Annotated in this window: 11 protein-coding genes; 5 read left to right on the forward strand and 6 right to left on the reverse strand. The window is 58.9% G+C overall.

Annotated elements, in window-relative coordinates; genetic code table 11:
* A complete protein-coding gene (locus tag G547_RS20950; protein ID WP_051235226.1) occupies nt 1-1,365 on the reverse strand; it encodes an MFS transporter in 1,365 nt (454 codons plus the stop codon).
* A gap of 531 nt (nt 1,366-1,896) precedes the next feature.
* On the opposite strand from G547_RS20950, the gene G547_RS20955 reads away from it, so the two are divergent.
* The 4 genes from G547_RS20955 to G547_RS0110525 all read left to right on the forward strand — a co-directional run bounded on the left by G547_RS20955 (nt 1,897) and on the right by G547_RS0110525 (nt 10,447).
* Entirely contained in the window at nt 1,897-4,230 is a 2,334-nt protein-coding gene (locus G547_RS20955) for a glycoside hydrolase family 2 protein (protein ID WP_051235227.1), read from the forward strand.
* A 167-nt stretch (nt 4,231-4,397) separates the two neighbouring features.
* Nucleotides 4,398-7,283, forward strand: coding sequence for a TonB-dependent receptor (locus G547_RS0110515; protein WP_027329826.1), 2,886 nt, complete (start codon nt 4,398-4,400; stop codon nt 7,281-7,283).
* A 134-nt stretch (nt 7,284-7,417) separates the two neighbouring features.
* Nucleotides 7,418-8,920, forward strand: coding sequence for a tryptophan halogenase family protein (locus G547_RS0110520; RefSeq protein ID WP_027329827.1), 1,503 nt, complete (start codon nt 7,418-7,420; stop codon nt 8,918-8,920).
* A gap of 93 nt (nt 8,921-9,013) precedes the next feature.
* Nucleotides 9,014-10,447: a tetratricopeptide repeat protein gene (locus G547_RS0110525; protein ID WP_157209838.1), complete on the forward strand. Its 1,434-nt coding sequence runs from the start codon at nt 9,014-9,016 to the stop codon at nt 10,445-10,447.
* Here G547_RS0110525 and G547_RS22665 read toward each other — a convergent pair.
* The 5 genes from G547_RS22665 to G547_RS20970 all read right to left on the reverse strand — a co-directional run bounded on the left by G547_RS22665 (nt 10,404) and on the right by G547_RS20970 (nt 16,390).
* Nucleotides 10,404-11,870, reverse strand: coding sequence for a rhomboid family intramembrane serine protease (locus tag G547_RS22665; protein WP_051235229.1), 1,467 nt, complete (start codon nt 11,868-11,870; stop codon nt 10,404-10,406). The two genes, G547_RS0110525 and G547_RS22665, sit on opposite strands and share 44 nt — an antisense overlap.
* Before the next feature lie 32 nt (nt 11,871-11,902).
* Nucleotides 11,903-13,408, reverse strand: coding sequence for a YifB family Mg chelatase-like AAA ATPase (locus G547_RS0110535; protein ID WP_027329829.1), 1,506 nt, complete (start codon nt 13,406-13,408; stop codon nt 11,903-11,905).
* Between the two features lie 76 nt (nt 13,409-13,484).
* Nucleotides 13,485-13,724, reverse strand: a complete 240-nt coding sequence (locus G547_RS0110540; RefSeq protein ID WP_027329830.1) for an accessory factor UbiK family protein — start codon at nt 13,722-13,724, stop codon at nt 13,485-13,487.
* A 107-nt stretch (nt 13,725-13,831) separates the two neighbouring features.
* On the reverse strand, nt 13,832-14,572 hold the full coding sequence (locus G547_RS20965; protein WP_051235231.1) for an ABC transporter ATP-binding protein: 741 nt from the start codon (nt 14,570-14,572) through the stop codon (nt 13,832-13,834).
* A gap of 117 nt (nt 14,573-14,689) precedes the next feature.
* Complete coding sequence (locus G547_RS20970) at nt 14,690-16,390, reverse strand: GGDEF domain-containing response regulator (RefSeq protein ID WP_051235233.1); 1,701 nt, start codon at nt 16,388-16,390, stop codon at nt 14,690-14,692.
* Nucleotides 16,391-16,623: 233 nt separating this feature from the next.
* Here G547_RS20970 and rep point away from each other — a divergent pair, with 233 nt between their 5' ends.
* Nucleotides 16,624-18,633 (forward strand): DNA helicase Rep, encoded by a 2,010-nt coding sequence (gene rep, locus G547_RS0110555; protein WP_027329831.1) that lies wholly within the window; start codon nt 16,624-16,626, stop codon nt 18,631-18,633.
* The last annotated feature ends 97 nt before the right edge of the window (nt 18,634-18,730 follow it).

Below are 18,730 nucleotides of genomic sequence, written 5' to 3' on the forward strand. Positions count from 1 at the left end.
TCATACCCTCTGGACGCCGTGTGAAGGCGTTTCGGTTCTCGTCACGTCGATGTGGCGCATGATCCACAGCGGAAGCAGGCTGAACACCACGCTGCCGACCGAGAGTAGAGCACGCATAAAGTACAGTGTGCCTTCCGGTTGATCCCCACGCTCGGTGGACTCAAACCCGATGGCTTTCAGCACCAAGCCGGATAAAAGAAAGGCAAACACCAGGCTTAAATTCATCGCCCAATTGTGTCGGGCCACCACCACACCGTCGTGAAACTCGCCGGTTTTCTGCCGATTAAGATAACACAGATCGGCCAGCAGAGATGGCACGATGGTACTCATGGCGGTCCATATCCAGGCGCCGAGAAAGGCATCGAGCACCAACCAGTATTCGTTGCCGGGCTGATAAATAAACCACTTGGCGCCGCCGCCAATTGCGCTGATCAAATACACCGCGGCCAGCGTTCTCTTTTTGCCAAAATGGTCACTGGCTTTGACCAGTACCGGTATGGTCAACAGGCCGACCAGGGCGTAGGCGGTGGAGAGCACTCCCTTCCAGTTTGCGCCGGAGGCAATGTCGCCGGCGCCCACATAATAAACCAGTACATAAAAGTCCATGCTGACGCACAACCCGACCACACCGAACTGCAAACCGACCAGCACCAGCAACAAGTTCAACTGGCGTTGATACACCGGCAGAAGTGGCCGGGTGACCGGCTCGGAGCTGCTTTTTTCAGGTGGTAGCTGAGAGGGTTTGCTTTGGCTCAGAGGGGCGCGCCCGAACAGTCCGGCAATGCTGGCCAGACCGCCGATCAGCCCGATCGCGACGATCCAACCCACGTAGCGAATACCCTGATGCACGTTCTGGAACAACGACCATTGGGCGATGGGAAACATCCAGTAGTAGAAAATGGACCCAAGCTTTTCAAACACCGTGGTGTACCCCATGACGTGGGTAATTTCCCGGCTGTCACTACTGGCCTCGTACGCCAGGCAGCGCACGCTGATGGTTAAAAACGTGGCGGCCACAAAAAACAACGCGGACGACAACAAAAGGTAGAGCACAATCAGGTCGCTGTTCCAGCTTCGCGGTGCCATCCATATGGCGCCAAAACTGAAGGCACACAACCAGGCCGATATGAGGATGAACAGCTTCCGTCGAACCCCGCTGATCTGGTAGCGCTCGATTACCGCGCCGGCCCAGGGGCTGATCAGTGCGGAGAGCAAGACCGGCAGGGTGAGTACGATGCCCAGATAAAACGGATCCACACCGAGTGTCATCTGGTAGTAGGGAATCGCCAGGGCCCCGATACCATGGCTGGTAAAGAAAATGGCGAAAAAGCCCGCGCCGAGGACAACCCTCTGATTGGTAACCATCTAGTCCTGTGCCCTTGTTATTGCTTTGATAGAACACCGTGAGTATAACAAGCCCGCCTGCCCCCAAGTCTTTAGTTCCTCCGGGAGCTCCTCGCGGTTCCAGCCAGGGCCAAACAAAGGAAAACGTTTACCTACAGTTTACCCCGGAAGCGCTTGAAGTGCCACCCGCTCGCTGAATTTGAGGGCAAAGGTTGCGTCGTAAATGGCGGGGACTTCTTGGGTTTGCGGTCGTACGCGAACGCCCCGGCTGAAAAGCGCAAACATTTTATATAGCATTAATAATATTTTTGTAACTCATTGTAATATAAGGTAAAAATAGAAAATTGGGCTGATGTATTAGAAACCCGAAGATATAACAGACGTCCGTTTAAGAAAAAATGCTTATCAGAAGGGGCAAGAATCTACTTTACATTGATTCAGGGAAACTTTAACCTCATAAGGGTAAACGGTTTCCTTCTCGACCCTCGGTTCTGAGGCCATTGGATCGGTTGAAGGAACAGACAATACCAATAATAGCGAGTAACCATCCGAATGATCCGTAGTGGCGCCAAGTACACCGTAGTAACGATCCTCACTCTCTGGGCGGCGCTTGCCCATAGCGCGGTGCTGACCAGCGATTATCGGGCGCCGGTCAAGCTCAATGAGAACTGGCAGTTTTACAAAACTGACAGTCATACCACATTGGCCGACGCAAAAGCTCAAACAGAATGGGCCCCCGTCGATCTACCCCATACTCCGAATATCGAGCCCCTGTTAGTAAATGACCAGTGGCAGGGCGATGCCTGGTACCGGTATGAGTTGAACTACGATCCCGCCTGGGAGAACAAGCTGGTTTTCCTCGACTTCGAAGGCGCCATGCGTGTCGCCACCGTCTGGATCAACGGCGAGCAAGTGGCGCGTCATCTGGGCGGTTACCTGCCGTTCACCGCAGAGCTCACCGACCACCTGCGCAAGGGCGCCAATACCGTTTGGGTTCGGTTGGACAATCGCGACAATCCGGTCACCGGTCCCAAGCCTCTGGAAATTCTGGATTTCAGCACCTACGGCGGTATTTACCGCAATGTCTGGTTGCGGGTGGAAAACCCTATTCACATGGCCCCGGCGGTCGCCGCCGATCGTCCGGCGTCGGGGGGTGTCTTCATCACCTACCCCCAAGTCAGCAAGGAACAGGCGCAGGTCACGGTAAAAACCCATGTCTTCAACCGGGCGGGCACGGAAAAAGTGGTGGTGGTGAATGAGCTCTCACGCGACGGTACTGTCATTGCCCGCGCCCAAACCCGCGCCCGACGTCTCCAGCGTGAAGGGGAATTCGAAAGCACCTTGTCAGTGAGCGACCCGGCGTTGTGGCACCCCGAGCATCCGAACCTCTATGACCTGAACACTTACGTTCTGGTGGAGGACACCATTGTCGATCAGGAAACGACGCGCATCGGCATTCGCCGTTTCGAGGCCAAGCCCGGTTCTTTGACCATTAACGGCGAACCACTTTTTTTGCGCGGCGTGAATCGCCACCAGGAATACCCTTACATCGGCTATGCGCTATCGGACGAAGCGAACTATCGGGATGCGGAACGGATCAAGCAGGCCGGTTTCGATTACGTTCGCCTTTCCCACTACCCGCATTCCAAATCCTTTATAGAGGCGGCCGATGAACTGGGCCTGGTACTGATTGACGCGATTCTCGGCTGGCAGTACAGCTCGGAGGATCCGGCCTTTACCGAGCAGGTGCTCGACACCTGTGAAGACATGATCCGTCGGGACCGAAATCACGCCTCCATTTTTGCCTGGGAGTGCTCGCTCAACGAGTCCGCCATGTCAGAGGCGCTGATCGAGCGGTTCAAGCAAACCGTTCACCGGGAGTACCCCGGGGACAACGTCTACGCCGCCGGCTGGGTGGATGACTACGACATCTTCCTGCAGGCCCGCCAGCACCGGCTGGAGCACTACGAAACGCCGAGCAAACCCTACATCGTTTCAGAGTACGGTGATTGGGAATACTACGCGATGAACGCCGGTCTGGAGCAGGACAGCTGGTCCGACCTGCTACAGGAAGAGCGCTCCAGCCGACAGCTGCTTGAGTTCGGTGAGAAGCGCCTGCAGCAACAGCTGCACAACGTCATGGAAGCGCACAACGACAATTTCAACACGCCCGCCATCGGCGATGGCTACTGGGTCATGTACGACTACAACCGGGGCTACGCCGATGACCTGGAAGCCTCCGGGGTCATGAGCATCGATCGGCGCCCAAAATTTTCCTATCACTTTTTCCGCAGCCAACGGGCACCGGATGAGTGTGGCGAACTGAATGAGTGCGGGCCCATGGTGTTCATTGCCAGCCATTGGTCGGAGCAGTCCGCCCTTGAGGTGCCGGTGTTGAGCAACGCCGATGAGGTGAAGCTGTTCCTCAATGGCCGGGAACTGAAGGGTGAGCGCGCCGATGAGCACTACGAACATTTGAAGTACCCGCCGCACTATTTCACTGCCGAAGCATTTGAGGCGGGGACCCTGAAAGCGGTGGCTTATGTGGACGGCGATCCGGTGGCGGAGCACCGCGTAGCCACTCCGGGTCCGGTGCATGCCCTCAGTCTGCGTAAAGAAAAAAGCCCGACACATCATTACGGCAACGACGGGGATTACCAGTTTGTTTACGCGGATCTGGTTGATCAGAGGGGAAACAACACGCGCCAAAATCAGGTGTCGGTGAGCTTCACGGTCAACGGTGGCGAAATTGTCGGCCCTGCCACAGTCGACAGCAAGTTGGGGACCGCCAGCATACTGTTACGCACCGATACATCGACACCGCTCTCTGTCGAGGCGGCGATCACCAAAGGGCAAAGTGCCCAGCGTACTGTGAAAACGTTCTAGCGATCAGAGCCTGACAGAAGGAGGTCTGTCTGCTTGAGGGTGTAATTGGTAGTTATCAAAAGACCGTAAGGGAAGTGGAAAATAATAAAAGAAGAGCTGTTGGGAGGAGCAGCACATCTCCTCAAATCAATTTAACAATAATGCATTAGAGAACGAGGAAGCACGATATGTTTAAGCAAAAAACACTGTCTGCCGTGATCCTGGCATCGAGCACCGCGCTCGGAGCCACGAGCGCCTACGCCCAAGAAGAGCCCATGCTCGAGGAAATCGTGGTAACCGGTATCCGTGCGAGCCTGAATCAGGCAACGGACCTGAAGCGCAACGCTGATGTTATCCAGGATAGCATTGTCGCAGAAGACATCGGTAAATTCCCCGACCAGAACGTCGCCGAATCCCTGCAGCGCATCACCGGTGTCACCATTTCAAGAGCCGGCGGTGAAGGCTCCCAGATCAGCGTTCGCAGCTTCGGGCCGGAGTTCAATATTGTGAAGCTCAACCATCGCACCCTGGCTACTACCACGGGTGGTCGCAGCTTCGACTTCCAGCTACTGCCATCGGAGCTGATTGGCGGTGCCGACGTGATCAAATCTCCCACCGCAGATCTGAGTGCTGGCAGTATCGGTGCCTATGTCAACGTACGTACCGCCCGCCCGCTGGATGACCCGGGCTTCAACGCTGTTGGGGCGGTCAAAGCTCACTACCATGATATGTCCGAGGAAATCAGCCCGGAGGTCAACGGTCTGATCAGCAACACTTTCGCCAATGACACGATTGGGGTTTTGTTGGGTGTGACTCATAAGGAGACAGAGGGGCGTATCGACCTCTATCGCGCCAGTCACTGGAACGAATACTCTGGTAGTGGCTTCGGTTTCCCGTTGCCCGCCGATCAGGTAATGGGCGAAGATGGCCAGCCCACCGACTTGGAAGGCAGCCGCGGCCCGGGCCGTTCAATTTACAGTATGCTGGATGAGAAACGTGAGCGCACCGGTTTCACGACAGTACTTCAATGGGAGCCCAACAGTAATTTCTCACACACACTGGATTTGCTCTACACAAAGCTTGACCGGGAAGCTTTGGGTTCTGGTCTGCAGGTTCCGCTGCAGCACGAGAGCAAATATACCGACGTGGTTGTCAGTGACGCCGGTACAATGTTGGAAGCCACGGTGGCCAATACCGACCTTGAGATGAACGTGGACTATGCGTTGTCGGAGTCGATCACCTCTGCTGCGGGCTTTAACAGCGTGTTCACCGAAGGTGCCCTGACGCTTGAGTTCGATGTTGCTTACTCGAAGGCTGAAAGTGATTGGGAAGGGGACAATACGACCGCGCTTCACTACACTATGTACGACGACAACGGCAACATTGTCCCGAGTGAAATCCATCTCGACTACCGTACCGACGTGCCCGGCATGACGACCTCTGGGGGGCTGGATGTCACGGACATCTCAAAGGTACGCGCCGCCTGGCAGCGTTATGCGGCAAGCGACGTTGAGGATGAAATTTCGGAAGTGAAACTGGATGCACTGTACGAGATTGACGCCGGGATCGTTAAATCGGTCAAGGCGGGCGTGGCCTACCAGGATCGCACTGTGGCCTTCAATGGGTACGGTACCGAGTTTGATGCGGAAACCGGTCTGGCAAGTTGGAACGGTGCCGGTATGTGGATTGGTGATGGCAGCACTTGGGGCGGCGCCTCCGACATTGGTGTATTGCCCAGCAACGTGCTGACCCTGAGCGACAGCAACTTTATGGATGGTCAAGGGGGTAACTTTCCCCGCCAGTGGGTCCAACTCACAGACCATCAGGCGTATCGCGAGGCTACCCAGACCTACCTGGAAGAGCTCATTGCCAACGACCCCTCCCAGGCCTACCGCGCGCCTGTCGTTGAAGCTGGCTGGGATACCGTCAACCGGGACGCTGCGGGTACCTACGCCAACAGCGAGGAAAACCTTTCCGTCTATGCCATGGCCAATTTCGAAGGCGATCTGGGTGAAGTTTTCTGGTCGGGTAATTTTGGCGTTCGCTACGTCGACATTACCAACACCGCTTCGGGCAGCGCCTCGCGGATCAGCCTCCTGGAGCTGGACGAGGAAGCGTCGGATTTGCCGGACCTGGTGATTAACACCGCTACTGGCGGCCGGGAACCCCATGCGGTCGAGTCGACCGAGGACCACTTCCTGCCCAGCTTGAACCTGAAGTTTGATCTTGGCGGCGGGCATGTTGTGCGCACGGCCGCGGCGAAAACCATCTCTCGCCCCAATATGCGTGATGCGGGCGTGAATTACTCGGAGAGTCCGGGTGTCAACAGCCCCTTGGTGAACATCACTGGTGGCAACCCCCAGTTGAAATCCTATGAAGTGACCCAGTTTGATCTCAGCTACGAGTACTACGCCGACGATGAAAGTGCTTACTCGGTCGGCCTCTTCCACAAGGACATCACCAACTTCATCTCGACCATCACCACTGTTGGCACCTGGGACGGTCCGATCGAGCCCGCGCTGGCAGATGCCTATGCCGAGAACGGCGAAGTCGTCCAGTACAACTCCAACCGCAAGGAGAACCGCCCCGGTGGCGTGATCCAAGGGGTCGAATTGTCCGCGCTGCACTACTTCAGCTATCTGCCCGGTTTGTGGGATGGCTTCGGCGTGCAGGCAAACTACACCTACTCGGACAGTGAGGACAAGGACGCCGATCCGGTCAACCAACCGCTGGTACCCGAACCGGGCTCTGCCCTGGAAGGTTTCGCCAAACACTCCTATAACCTGATCGGTTTTTATGACAGGGAGGCCTTCCAGGCCCGTATTGCCTACAACTGGCGAGACAGCTTTATGAACAGTCGCACCGGTGATGGTCTTCAGCCCTCTTACACTGATGAGTACGGCCAGGTGGATATGAGTATGTCCTACGACTTCACCGATAACCTGACTGCGTCCTTTGAAGCGATCAACCTGACGAACGAAACCCGTCTCGCGTATCTGGGTCAACGAGATCGCGTCAGCTTGGTGGAGATGACCGGAAGGCGCTTCCAGTTGGGACTGCGTGCGACTTTCTGATCGCACGACCCGGTCTCCATTGATTCTCTCTCTTTGAGGCTCCTTCGGAGCCTCTTTTTTCTTCGTACTGAGCATTGAATGAACGGCTCCCTTTCGGGATGATTGTCCAAACGCTTGCGTCAAGGTGCCTCACCATGCATAACCATTGCCCCCTTCAATCCTTCGTCATTCTCGGTGGCGGTACCGCCGGTTGGATGAGCGCCGCCTTACTGGGCCGCATTCTCAAGGGGAGCGGTGCAACGGTCACTCTGATTGAGTCACCCGACATCAGCACCGTCGGCGTCGGGGAGGCGACGGTTCCCTCGTTTGTGGATTTTCTGCAGATACTCGACATACCGTTAGCTGACTTCATGCGGGAAACCAACGCGACGTTCAAGTTGGGAATCAAATTCAGCGAGTGGCACTCTCAGGGCCACCGCTACTGGCACCCCTTCGGCAATATCGGGGCGAGAATCGATGCCCAACCCTTTTTCCAGCAGTGGTTGAAATGCACTCACAATGGCGAGGCGGGCGCCTACACCGACTACGGCCCGTCCGCCGCCATGGCCCGCGAAGGCAAGTTTTATATCCCTGACCCTAAACGGCCCAACAACTTGAGCCGAATGGGTTACGCCCTTCACTTCGACGCCGGGCTCGCGGCCGAGTACCTCAAGCGCTATGCCGCGACGTACAACGTTCGGCACCTGGTGTCTACGGTTGAGCACGTCAGTCACACCCCCGACGGTGATATCAGTGAGTTGAGGCTCAACGACCACCCGCCGGTGAGCGGCGAGTTTTTCCTGGACTGCTCCGGTCAGCGCGCGCTGCTGATCGAGAAGGCATTGAAGGTACAATACCTACCGTGGGAGGCGTTTCTTCCGGTCAATGCCGCCGCTGTGGTGCAGTCCGAACCGGGCGAGACGTTACCGCCTTACACCGAGGCCATTGCCCACGAGGCAGGCTGGCGCTGGCGTATCCCTTTGCAGACTCGCACCGGTAACGGCTATGTGTTCTGTGATCGCTACTGCAGCGAAGACAAGGCCCGCCAGGCGTTGCTGGCCGCCTTGGCCGAACCGGCTTTGGCTGAGCCCCGAATCATCCGGTTTGCGACCGGAAAGCGCCAGAAAATGTGGCACAGGAACTGCCTGGCGGTGGGCCTGTCCGGGGGCTTTCTGGAGCCGCTGGAGTCCACCGGGCTGTACCTCATCATGCGGGCGATTCTGAACTTTGTCGAGCTGATGCCGAACCGGGTCGAGAGCGGCGCTACACGCCGCGAGTACAACCGGCTGATGGACATTGAGTACGAGAATATTCGCGACTTTATCGTGATGCATTACTGCACTTCCACCCGGCAGGATTCTCCCTTTTGGAGAGATTGGCAGGCGCGCGCGATTCCCGACTCCCTCAAAGCAAAGCTCGCGCTGTACCGCAACCAGGGCCGCCTGGTTCGCAATGACCTGGACCTGTTTGCCGAGGATAGCTGGTACGCGGTGCTGACCGGCATGGGGGTACTGCCCGAGGACTACGACCGGCGGGTCGACGCTTCGGACTACGCCACAGTGCGAACCATGCTCGCCAACGTCGATCGATCCCTGCGCCACTCGACCGCCCAACTGCGCTCCCATCGGCAATATCTCCAGGAGCTGCTCAACCTGTGAGGTGGTGGCGGATCGTCCGGGTTCTCGCTCCCGCGGGGCTGTGGTAAGCTAAATGTAAAATAATGCGACCACTTCTTTAAGGAGGAGAAACCCGTGGCAAAAATGGAGTGTCAGTTCTTTCCCGGAACAACCGCTACCTGGCAATGCGCCCGGTGCCAGACCTTTTACGGCGAAAAATGTATTCCCGCCGGCCATAGCAGTCATTGGGGCCGCCGGGGCCCGGCCTGCATTCGGTGCAATAACCCATTGAGTTACCTGGGGAACGCGGCCGATGCCAAGCCGTTCTGGCAGCAATTACCGCATTTCCTGACTTACCCTCTCCATACCCATGCACTGATTGCCATCGCGGTCGTCGCCGCCTTGAGCCTATTGCTGAGCACGGGCTTATTGGCGATTGGTGTGGCGCTGTTGATGGGTGCCATTCTGATCAAGTACGGCTTTGCCATTATTGAGCAGCGGGGGCTGGGGAAAACCACGCCTCCAACCTTGAGCGAGGCGGTCAGTGGCGATGAAGACCACTTGTTTCTGCGGCAGATGGCCCTGTTGGTGGGGCTCTGGGGAATCGTCGCCGGGGCGACGGGAGTGTCGGAGCCGTTCGGTCTGCTGGTGTCGGGCTTTGTGACCCTGGCGATGCCGGCCTCAACCATGCTTCTGGCCGTGGAGAAGTCGGTTCGTCGCGCCATGAACCCACTGGCGCTGTTGTCTCTGATGGTGACCGTGGGCTGGCCTTACTTGTTGCTGTGGTTTTGTGCTCAGGTCATCACGGCCGGGCCCTACTACGCGACGATGCTGTTTTCCAATGTTGCCGGTGGCTTGGTGTTGATTCCGATAACCATGGCGTTTACCGCGTACTTTACCTTCGTGATGTACACCATGTTGGGTTACGTTTTGTATGAGTATCAGCAGGAGTTGGGCTATCAGGTGGAACCCGACGATGATACCGATATGGACCCCGAGGCGTTTACCAAAGCCAAAGCGTTGGGCGAGTCCGCGGTGCTGCTCAGCGATGGCGAGTATGACAACGCCCGTCGCTGTCTGCGAACCGCCCTGGACCGGGTCCGGGACGACGTTGAGCTGCACTTGCAATACCACAAACTGCTGATGCTACTGGAGGACGATGAGTCGCTCCGCAATCACAGTAATTATCTACTCGATCTGTTGGCCCGGCGCGGGGAATTGGCGCGCGGTGTTCCAGTGTTGCAGGATACCCAAAAGCGTGTGTCGGGCTTCAAACTGGACCGGGCCGAGACCGCCGTGGAGCTGGGGAAAGTGCTTTGGCAGCAAGGTCAGTACCGGGCGATGGTGCGCCTGCTGCACAATTTCCACAAAGAACACCCCGGACACCCTGCGGTGCCGCGCGCCTATTTGTTGGTGGCCCAGGCGTTCAGTGAACCGCTGAACGATGAGGCCAAGGCACAGGCCATCGCGCAATACGTGGTAAAAAAATTTCCCCGCTGTCCGCAGCGCCAGCAGTTCGATCAGCTTATCGAGGTTCTGAATCAGGCTTCGGTCTCGGCGCCTCGCTGAGGCGTTGCAGGGCCTCTTGCCACTGGCGTGTTCGCGTTATGTCGGTGCTCTTTTGATAGTGTTGGTAAACGCGGTGAACCATATTGGCCAGGGGTTGAGGTTTGGCATTTCTCTCCAGGGCCCGTTTAAGATAGGTCTCGGCGTAGGAACGTTCACCCATCATCCAGAAGCGCCGGCTGAGCATCAGTGAGAGGTCACCGGTAAGGGCCGGGGCATTGGGGGAAAGTGAGCGGTACTCGCCCAGTAGCTCCTTGATCATGGCGGGCCAATGGGGGTCCGCATCGCCGTTCTGGCAGAAGGCGCGAAGGGCCGAGAAGGCCGCTTGATGAAAGGCCTTTTTCGAGGGTTGGGTTTTGTGCAGATCAAACAGGGTCTCCCAGGGGCGGGGGTCGTTCGGGTAGTGTTTGCATAACAGTTCGGTTCGTCGGCGCGCCTGCTCTACATCCAGGTTGGCCACCAGGGTTTGAACGTCGCGCAGCTTCTGATTGAGCGTATCCTCGCGCTCAGCGTCCTGTTCCTTTTGGGCAAAGCGCTGGCGGCTTTGGGGTAGCGCCAACACCATGGCCGAGCCCGCCAGGAGCCCTCCAATGTGGGCCCAGTAGGCGGTATTGGATTCCACGAACAGGTAACCGTAGAACTCCTTTGCCAGCCACGCCGGAAACACCCATAGCGCCGGCGCGGTAAACTCGCCAAAATAAAACAACACGTTGTAAAAAAAGCGAATGCGCCGGAAACCATAGAGCGCAAGATACATCCCCATCAACCCGGAAATAGCCCCGGAGGCGCCCACCACCGGTGCCACTGAATTCATATTGAACACCAGAAACAGGCCATCCGCGGCCAACCCGGCCGCCAGGTACATTGCCACATAGACCGAAGGCCGCAGCGCGCTTTCAAGAATAAAACCAAACAGAAACAGAAAGGCCATGTTGCCCAGCAGGTGGCCCCAGCCTCCGTGTAGGAACAGGCTGGTGATGAAGTCCAGCGGCTCGGGGTCGGCCGGGATCAAACCGGCCTGGAGCACGCTGATGGTATTCCGCTCGGCTTCGAACTCCCGACGTTTGCGTTGCCAGGTTTCGGTCTCACCAGCTTCGCGTTCGCGCCAGATGTCGCGCAGATAGGCATCAAATGAAATATCCTGAACCACCAGAGGCGCGATACTCAATGGTTCTGATGCGGACTCGGTAATAGCCTTCCAGCGCTCGTAGGCCTCGGGTTTTTCCTGCTGCAAGTAGCGGGTGTAGTGCGGCCGCTCGATCGCGCTCAGCTCCAGTTGCCGGTAGGTTTCGATCGCCCGTTCGCGCTTGCCCTCGTCCAGGCCCTGATAAAATACAAACACCAGCAGGTTGATCAGTATCAGCGCGAGGGTGATGACCGGTGGGCGGGACCAGTCGGGTTTGTTTTGAATGGGAATGATGAACACGCAACTATCCTTTCCTGAGAATCTGCCGTGGATTATTTGGGCCGCCGATCCAGCGTCCGATAGCCGAGCGCTTCGGTCAGATGCGCCGCTTCCAGCGCGGTACAGCCCGCCATGTCAGCCAGGGTTCGCGCGACTTTCAGAACCCGGTGATAGGCCCGACTCGACAGGCCCAGTGTTTCAATGGCGTCTTCTAGCAGGGTGCGGTTGGCCTGGTTCAAATCGCACACCCGCTCGAGCTCCGGCACGCTCAACAAATGATTGGCTTTGCCCTGGCGATCCAGCTGGCGTTGGCGGGCAGCGATGACCCGCTGGCGCACCGCCGTGCTGGGTTCGCCTTCGCGTTTGCCCTGCAGTTCGCCCCGCTTGAGTAGGCGCACCGGCACATGCATATCGATGCGATCCAGCAGCGGTCCGGAGATCTTGTCCCGATAGCGGCGAATCTGGTCCGGCGTGCAGGTACAGCCTCCGTCCAGGGCGCCGTGGTAGCCGCAGGGGCAGGGGTTCATGGCGGCGATTAACTGAAAACGGGCCGGGTAGACCGCCTGCGCTTTGGCCCGGGAGATGCGCACCTCGCCACTCTCCAGCGGTTCGCGCAGGACCTCCAGCACGTGCCGGTGGAATTCCGGCAGCTCGTCCAGAAAAAGCACTCCATTGTGGGCGAGGGAAATCTCACCGGGCTTGGGGTGGGAGCCGCCCCCCACCAGGGCAATCGCCGAGGCGGTATGGTGGGGCGAGCGGAACGGACGGGTGGAATGATGGTGCGCCGGTGCGCCCGGTGCCACCGAGTAGACCGCGGCCACATCCAACCGCTCGCGATTTTCCAGGGGCGGCAGTAGGCCGGGCAAACGGCTGGCGAGCATGGTTTTGCCGGTGCCGGGTGGGCCGTACATGAGCAGGTTGTGGCCGCCGCTGGCGGCGATTTCCAGGGCGCGTTTGGCTTGTACCTGACCCTTCACATCGCTCAGGTCCATGAGGGCGATGTTCGCCCCCGGCTCATCCGCCGCGGGCTCCGCCAGGGGAAGTTTTTCCCGTTGATGCAGATGGGCGCACACCGAAAGCAGGTTTTTGGCGCGGTAGATCGGCGTGCTTTGACACAGCGCGGCCTCCTCGGCGTTGTCCGCACTGACGGTGAGTGAGCGCCCGGCATCGCTTGCCGCCAGGGCCGCCGGTAGCGCTGCGGTGACCGGGCGCAGATCCCCGGACAGCGCCAACTCGCCCATAAATTCTCCGTCGCTGAGGCTGTCTTCGGGAATCTGACCCGAGGCGGCGAGAATGCCCAGGGCAATGGGCAGGTCAAAGCGACCGCCCTCTTTGGGTAAGTCCGCTGGCGCGAGGTTGACGGTAATGCGTCGGGCGGGAAATTCCAGGTGGCTGTTGAGAATGGCGCTGCGCACCCGGTCTTTGCTTTCCTTCACGGCCGTTTCCGGCAGGCCCACCATGTTCAGAGCGGGCAGCCCGTTGGACAGGTGCACTTCGACGGTAACCAGAGGGGCTTGGACACCGAGCTTGGCTCGGGAATAGACAATAGCGAGTGACATTCGCAATCCTTGCAGTCGTGGGACGAATCAATTCAGAGGGGCACTATAACGAACCCTGCCCAACCAAAACAGGAACTCAGTCGCTCTTTTGGCTTTGCTCCAGCTCCGTCAATTGTTGTTCGAGCTTTTCCAGTCGCTCGCGGGTGCGTTGCAGGACCGCCGCCTGGGCGTCGAATTCCTCGCGGGTGACCACATCCATCTTTCCAAGTGCCGATTGGACGGCTGCCTGCAGCTCTTTTTTGGGAAACATTTCCTTCAGGGCCGGCATTTTCCGGTCGAGCTCCTGAAAGACCTTTTGGGCAAAATCGCTGATCATATCCACTCTCGGTTGCCGGTACGTTGAGCTCCACAGTGTAGCGCTCCCGGCCCGCGCTGTCAGCGTGGATTGTCACGGCTGTCGCAACCTCCCGTTTGAAGGTCGGCTCAGTCTAAGGATCGGTCCGCCACAGGCGGTGGACGGGTTGTCCGCTGGTCCGTCAGCGACGGAGGAATGTCACCCAGCAGGGGGTGCTCGGCGACGACTTTACCCTGCTCAAGCACGGCAATTCGATCGGCCAGTTGCTCAGCCTCTTCCGGCTGTTGGGTGCTTAAAAAAACGGTGGTGCCTTCGGCTCGCAGGGCGCGCACCATGTCCCAGACCCGGCGGCGAGAGAGGGGGTCCAGGCCTTCGGTGGGTTCGTCGAGCAAGAGCAACTCCGGCGGAAGCACCAGTGAGGCGGCGATATCGAGCCGCCGGCGCATGCTTTGGGAATAGAGTTTGACGGGACGCGGGGCCGCCTCCAGAAGGCCCAAGGCTTTCAAGAGCGTATTGGTGCGCACCCGGGAGCCCAACCCGCTGATGCCGTGAAGCCGCGCCACCCGTGTCAGGGTCTCTTGCCCGGAGAGCGTGTCATCCACGTGGGTGAACTGGCCGGTGAGGTTGACCCGGGCGCGGATGGTCTGGGGCTCCCGCTCAAGGTCGTGACCGAGCACGCGGGCTTCGCCACCGCTGGGTAGCAGCAAGGCGGAGAGCATGCGCATTGTGGTGGTTTTGCCCGCTCCGCGCGGGCCTAGCAGGCCGAAGACAGTGCCGCGCGGCACCTGCAGGTCGATGCCCCTGACGGCGTGGGCCCCGTTAAAGTGTTTGCTCAGCCCCCGGGTGTCGATGGCCATTTCAGCAGACATGAGAGCGCTTCCTTCGTTCTGGTTGCCTTGGACGGTGGTCCTTTCGCTTCGGGCACCGCCAGCGTCACAAAGGGCAGGACGGTAGCACGAATACCCGAACCGAATTGTGAGAAATTGTTAGCTCATGCCGTGCCACTGTTTGACGGTGAGGCAGACTTTCTCCACCGGTTGCGGGCCACAGAAGTGGTAACCCTGCATCTGATCGCAACCGGCCTCGACCAGCCAGTCCCGCTGGGCCTGGGTCTCGACGCTTTCGGCGATCACGGTTTTGTCCAGGTTGTGGGCGAGGTGGATCATCGCGCGAACCAGTCGCTGATCCTCCTCGTTGCGATTGAGGGCGGAGAGGAATTGGGAGTCGATCTTTACCGACCGGATTGGCAGCCGCTGCAGTTGCAGAAAGGAGCAGAAACCGCTGCCGAATTGATCAAGGGAGAAGGTCAGCCCCAGATGGGACAGCGGACGCATGCACAGACTGACCAGCTCGAGATTGTCCATCAGGCTGGGCTCGGTCAGCTCGAACTCCAGATTGCGCCCCGGCACGTTGAGGGATTTAAGTGTGGCCGCCAGGCGGTGGACCAGTTGTTCGTCGCGAAACTGGCGTACCGAGAGGTTGACCGACATCAGCAGGTCCAGTCGGCACTCGTCTTGAAGCATGCGCAGATCCAGGCAGGCGCGCTCCACGACCCAGTAGCCAATGTCGTTGATCAGCCCGGTATCCTCCGCCACCCGGATAAACGCCTTGGCGTCCAGCACCCCCTTTTCCGGGTGGTCCCAGCGCAGCAGCGCTTCCATCGCGACGATCTCGCCGGTTTTGAGGTCTATCCGCGGCTGATACTCCAGATACAGTTGCTGCTCTTTCATGGCGGTGCGCAAATCCGCTTCCATCCGCAGTTGCAGGCGCACCTCTTTGTTCATCGCCTCGGTGAAGAAGCGGTAGCTGCTGTCTTCCTGCTGCTTGGCCTGATACATGGCCATATCGGCGCTTTTGAGCAGGCTATCGGCGTCCCGGCCCGCATCGGGGTAGACGGCAATGCCGATGCTGCAGCCGATGCTCATTTCGTAGCCACCAATGTGGTAGCGGGACGAAATACGCTCGATGATTTTCTCGGCCACATGGGCCATGTCGGTGGTGCTTTCAGTGTTTTCCAGCAGCAGGGTGAATTCGTCCCCACCCATGCGGGCCACCGAGTCCGAGCGGCGCATGCACTCCTTCAGGCGCTCGGCGCAGACCCGGATCATGGTATCGCCGGTGTCGTGGCCGAAGTTGTCATTCACTTGCTTGAAGCCGTTCAGGTCAATGAACATCAGGGCGAACTGGCCCTGCTCCCGGTCCGCGAGGCGAATGGCGTGTTCCAGGCGGTCCCGGAACAGAATCCGGTTGGGGATATCGGTGAGGGTGTCGTAGTGGGCCAGGCGGCTGAGGTGTTGCTCGGTGCGTTTGCGCTCAATGGCGTAGCGTAGCGTGCGCTCGAGCAATTGGGTGTTGATCTGGCCCTTGATCAGGTAGTCGGCGGCGCCGGCGCGAATGGCTTCGCGGTCCACCTCGGTTTCCATCTCGCTGGTCATGACCACGATGGGGGTGGTGCAGGCCTGGGTCTTGGCGGCGGTGAGCAGATCCCGGGCGGTCTCATCGCCCCAGTAGTAATCGAGCAGGATCAGATCGTAGTCGTCGCCAAAAATCGTCGGCAAAGCACCATCTAGCCGGTCATGCCAGACCAGCTGATAATCCGTGTGGTGAATTTTAGACAGCAAGTCGGCCAGCAACAGATACTCGCCTTCCTCGCGGTCTATAAAAAGAATCTTAACGATTCGGTCCATTGCCCACTTCCACTGTTCCTTCGGCGTCGCTTGGGGAGGCGCTTATGACGCCGTCTGTCTATCGACCTGACGGATCACACTGCATGAAGAAATCCGCGCCAACCTGCGACTTTACACCACCTTTCAAGCATAATAAACCACTTTTGCGGCCCGGCTTGCATGGAAGTTGGCCCCTGCTACAATGCCGCGCCGTGCGCATTGCCCGCGTCTGTATTGCTCAACTGTGAGGTCCCGTGGCCCAGCTAAACCCCCGCCAGCGAGAAGCCGTGCGCTACATTGATGGCCCCTGCCTGGTGCTCGCGGGCGCCGGCAGTGGCAAGACCAGTGTGATCACCCGCAAGATCGCCTACCTGATTGAAAAGTGCGACCAGCCGGCGCGCCACATCGCCGCCCTGACGTTTACCAACAAAGCGGCCCGGGAGATGAAAGAGCGGGTGGGCTCACTGGTGCGGGGCGCCGCCGCCAAGGGCCTGACCGTCTCCACCTTTCACAACCTGGGCCTGAACATCATCCGGCGCGAGTACAAGGCCCTGGGCTTCAAGCCGGGGTTCTCGATTTTTGACGCCGAAGACGCCCGGGCGCTGCTCAAGGAGCTGTTGCTCAAAGACGGCGAATTGGACAGCGACCACCTGAACCGCGTTCAACACCAGATTTCCAACTGGAAAAACGACCTCACCCCCCCGGATGAGGTGTTGGCCGTGGCCGAGAGCCCCGGCGAGCAGACCATCGCCCGGGTCTACGAGCGCTACAACCAGGCGCTGCGGGCCTATAATGCCGTGGACTTTGACGATCTGATCCTGATTCCGGTGCAACTGTTTCAGAACCAGCCCGAGGTGCTCGCCCGCTGGCAACGCAAGATCCGCTACTTGCTGGTGGATGAGTACCAGGACACCAACTCCAGCCAATACCTGCTGGTGAAGCAGATTGTGGGGATACGCGGCTCCCTGACGGTGGTGGGGGACGACGACCAATCCATCTACGCCTGGCGCGGCGCCCGGCCGGAAAACATGAGCCTGCTCAAGCAGGACTTTCCGGCGCTCAAGGTGATCAAGCTGGAGCAGAACTACCGCTCTACCAGCCGCATCCTGAAGGTGGCCAACCACCTGATCAGCCACAACCCCCACGAATTCGACAAGGCCCTGTGGAGTGAGATGGGCCTGGGCGACCCGATCCGTATCGTGCGCTGCTCCAATGAGGAGGCCGAGGCGGAACGCGTCGCCACCGAAATTCTGACCAGCCGGCTGCGCTACCAGCGCAAGTTCAAGGACTACGCCGTGCTCTACCGGGGCAACCACCAGGCCCGGCTGTTGGAGATCAAGCTGCAGCAGCACCAGATTCCCTACAAGATCAGCGGCGGCTCCTCGTTTTTCTCCAAAACCGAGATCAAGGACGTCATGGCCTACCTGCGCCTGCTGGTGAATCCGGATGACGACAACGCCTTTTTGCGGGTGATCAACACCCCCCGCCGTCAGATCGGCACCAGCACCCTGGAAACGCTGGGCCGCTACGCCACCGAACGCCACATCGGCCTGTTCAGCGCGGTCAACGAAATGGCCCTGGAGCGCCAGCTCAACGAAAAAGCACTCGAGCGCCTGCGCCGCTTTGTGCACTGGATTGAAGGGGTGCACCAGCGCTGCCACGGCGACAACCCCGTGGCCGCCATTCGGGAAATGCTCGAGGATATGGACTACGAAGCCTGGCTGCACCAGAACGCCAGTACCCCCAAGGCCGCCGAGCGCCGCTGGGAAAACGTCCACTACCTGGTGGATTCTCTGGGCCGGACCATGGAGCCCGACGAGGATGGCGAAGACATCACCATCAAGGAAGCCATCGCCAAGCTGGTACTGCGGGACCTGCTGGAGCGTCAGGAGGAAGAAGACGAGATGGACCAGGTGCAGCTGCTGACCCTGCACGCCTCCAAGGGTCTGGAGTTTCCCCACGTGTTCATGATCGGCATGGAGGAAGACCTGCTACCGCACCGCAACAGTATTGAGGACGGCAACATCGAGGAAGAGCGGCGCCTGACCTATGTGGGCATTACTCGCGCTCAGCGCACCCTGACCATGACGCTGGCGGGCAAGCGCAAACAGTTCGGTGAGGTCAGTGAAACCACGCCCAGCCGCTTCCTGGAAGAGCTGCCGGTGGAAGACATCGAATACGAAGGCTTTGGGGAACACAGCCCCGAGAAGAATGTGGCGAAGGGGGAGGAGACGTTGAGCAGTTTGTTGGGAATGTTCGATTGAAGGGCTCTCGGTAGGTGGCGCGCTTCGCGCTTACCAACCCTACGCGGACTATCGATGGCAGGTAAGCGCGAAGCGCGCCACCTGCCAAAACTACCGC

This window comes from Marinimicrobium agarilyticum DSM 16975, assembly GCF_000423345.1.
GTDB lineage: Bacteria > Pseudomonadota > Gammaproteobacteria > Pseudomonadales > Cellvibrionaceae > Marinimicrobium > Marinimicrobium agarilyticum.

Excerpts from the sequence above, each read along its gene's own strand:
- G547_RS20950 (WP_051235226.1), bottom strand. The coding sequence starts at position 1,365 with ATGGTTACCAATCAGAGGGTTGTCCTCGGCGCGGGCTTTTTCGCCATT.
- G547_RS20955 (WP_051235227.1), top strand. The coding sequence starts at position 1,897 with ATGATCCGTAGTGGCGCCAAGTACACCGTAGTAACGATCCTCACTCTC.
- G547_RS0110515 (WP_027329826.1), top strand. The coding sequence starts at position 4,398 with ATGTTTAAGCAAAAAACACTGTCTGCCGTGATCCTGGCATCGAGCACC.
- G547_RS0110520 (WP_027329827.1), top strand. The coding sequence starts at position 7,418 with ATGCATAACCATTGCCCCCTTCAATCCTTCGTCATTCTCGGTGGCGGT.
- G547_RS0110535 (WP_027329829.1), bottom strand. The coding sequence starts at position 13,408 with ATGTCACTCGCTATTGTCTATTCCCGAGCCAAGCTCGGTGTCCAAGCC.
- G547_RS0110540 (WP_027329830.1), bottom strand. The coding sequence starts at position 13,724 with ATGATCAGCGATTTTGCCCAAAAGGTCTTTCAGGAGCTCGACCGGAAA.
- G547_RS20965 (WP_051235231.1), bottom strand. The coding sequence starts at position 14,572 with ATGTCTGCTGAAATGGCCATCGACACCCGGGGGCTGAGCAAACACTTT.
- G547_RS20970 (WP_051235233.1), bottom strand. The coding sequence starts at position 16,390 with ATGGACCGAATCGTTAAGATTCTTTTTATAGACCGCGAGGAAGGCGAG.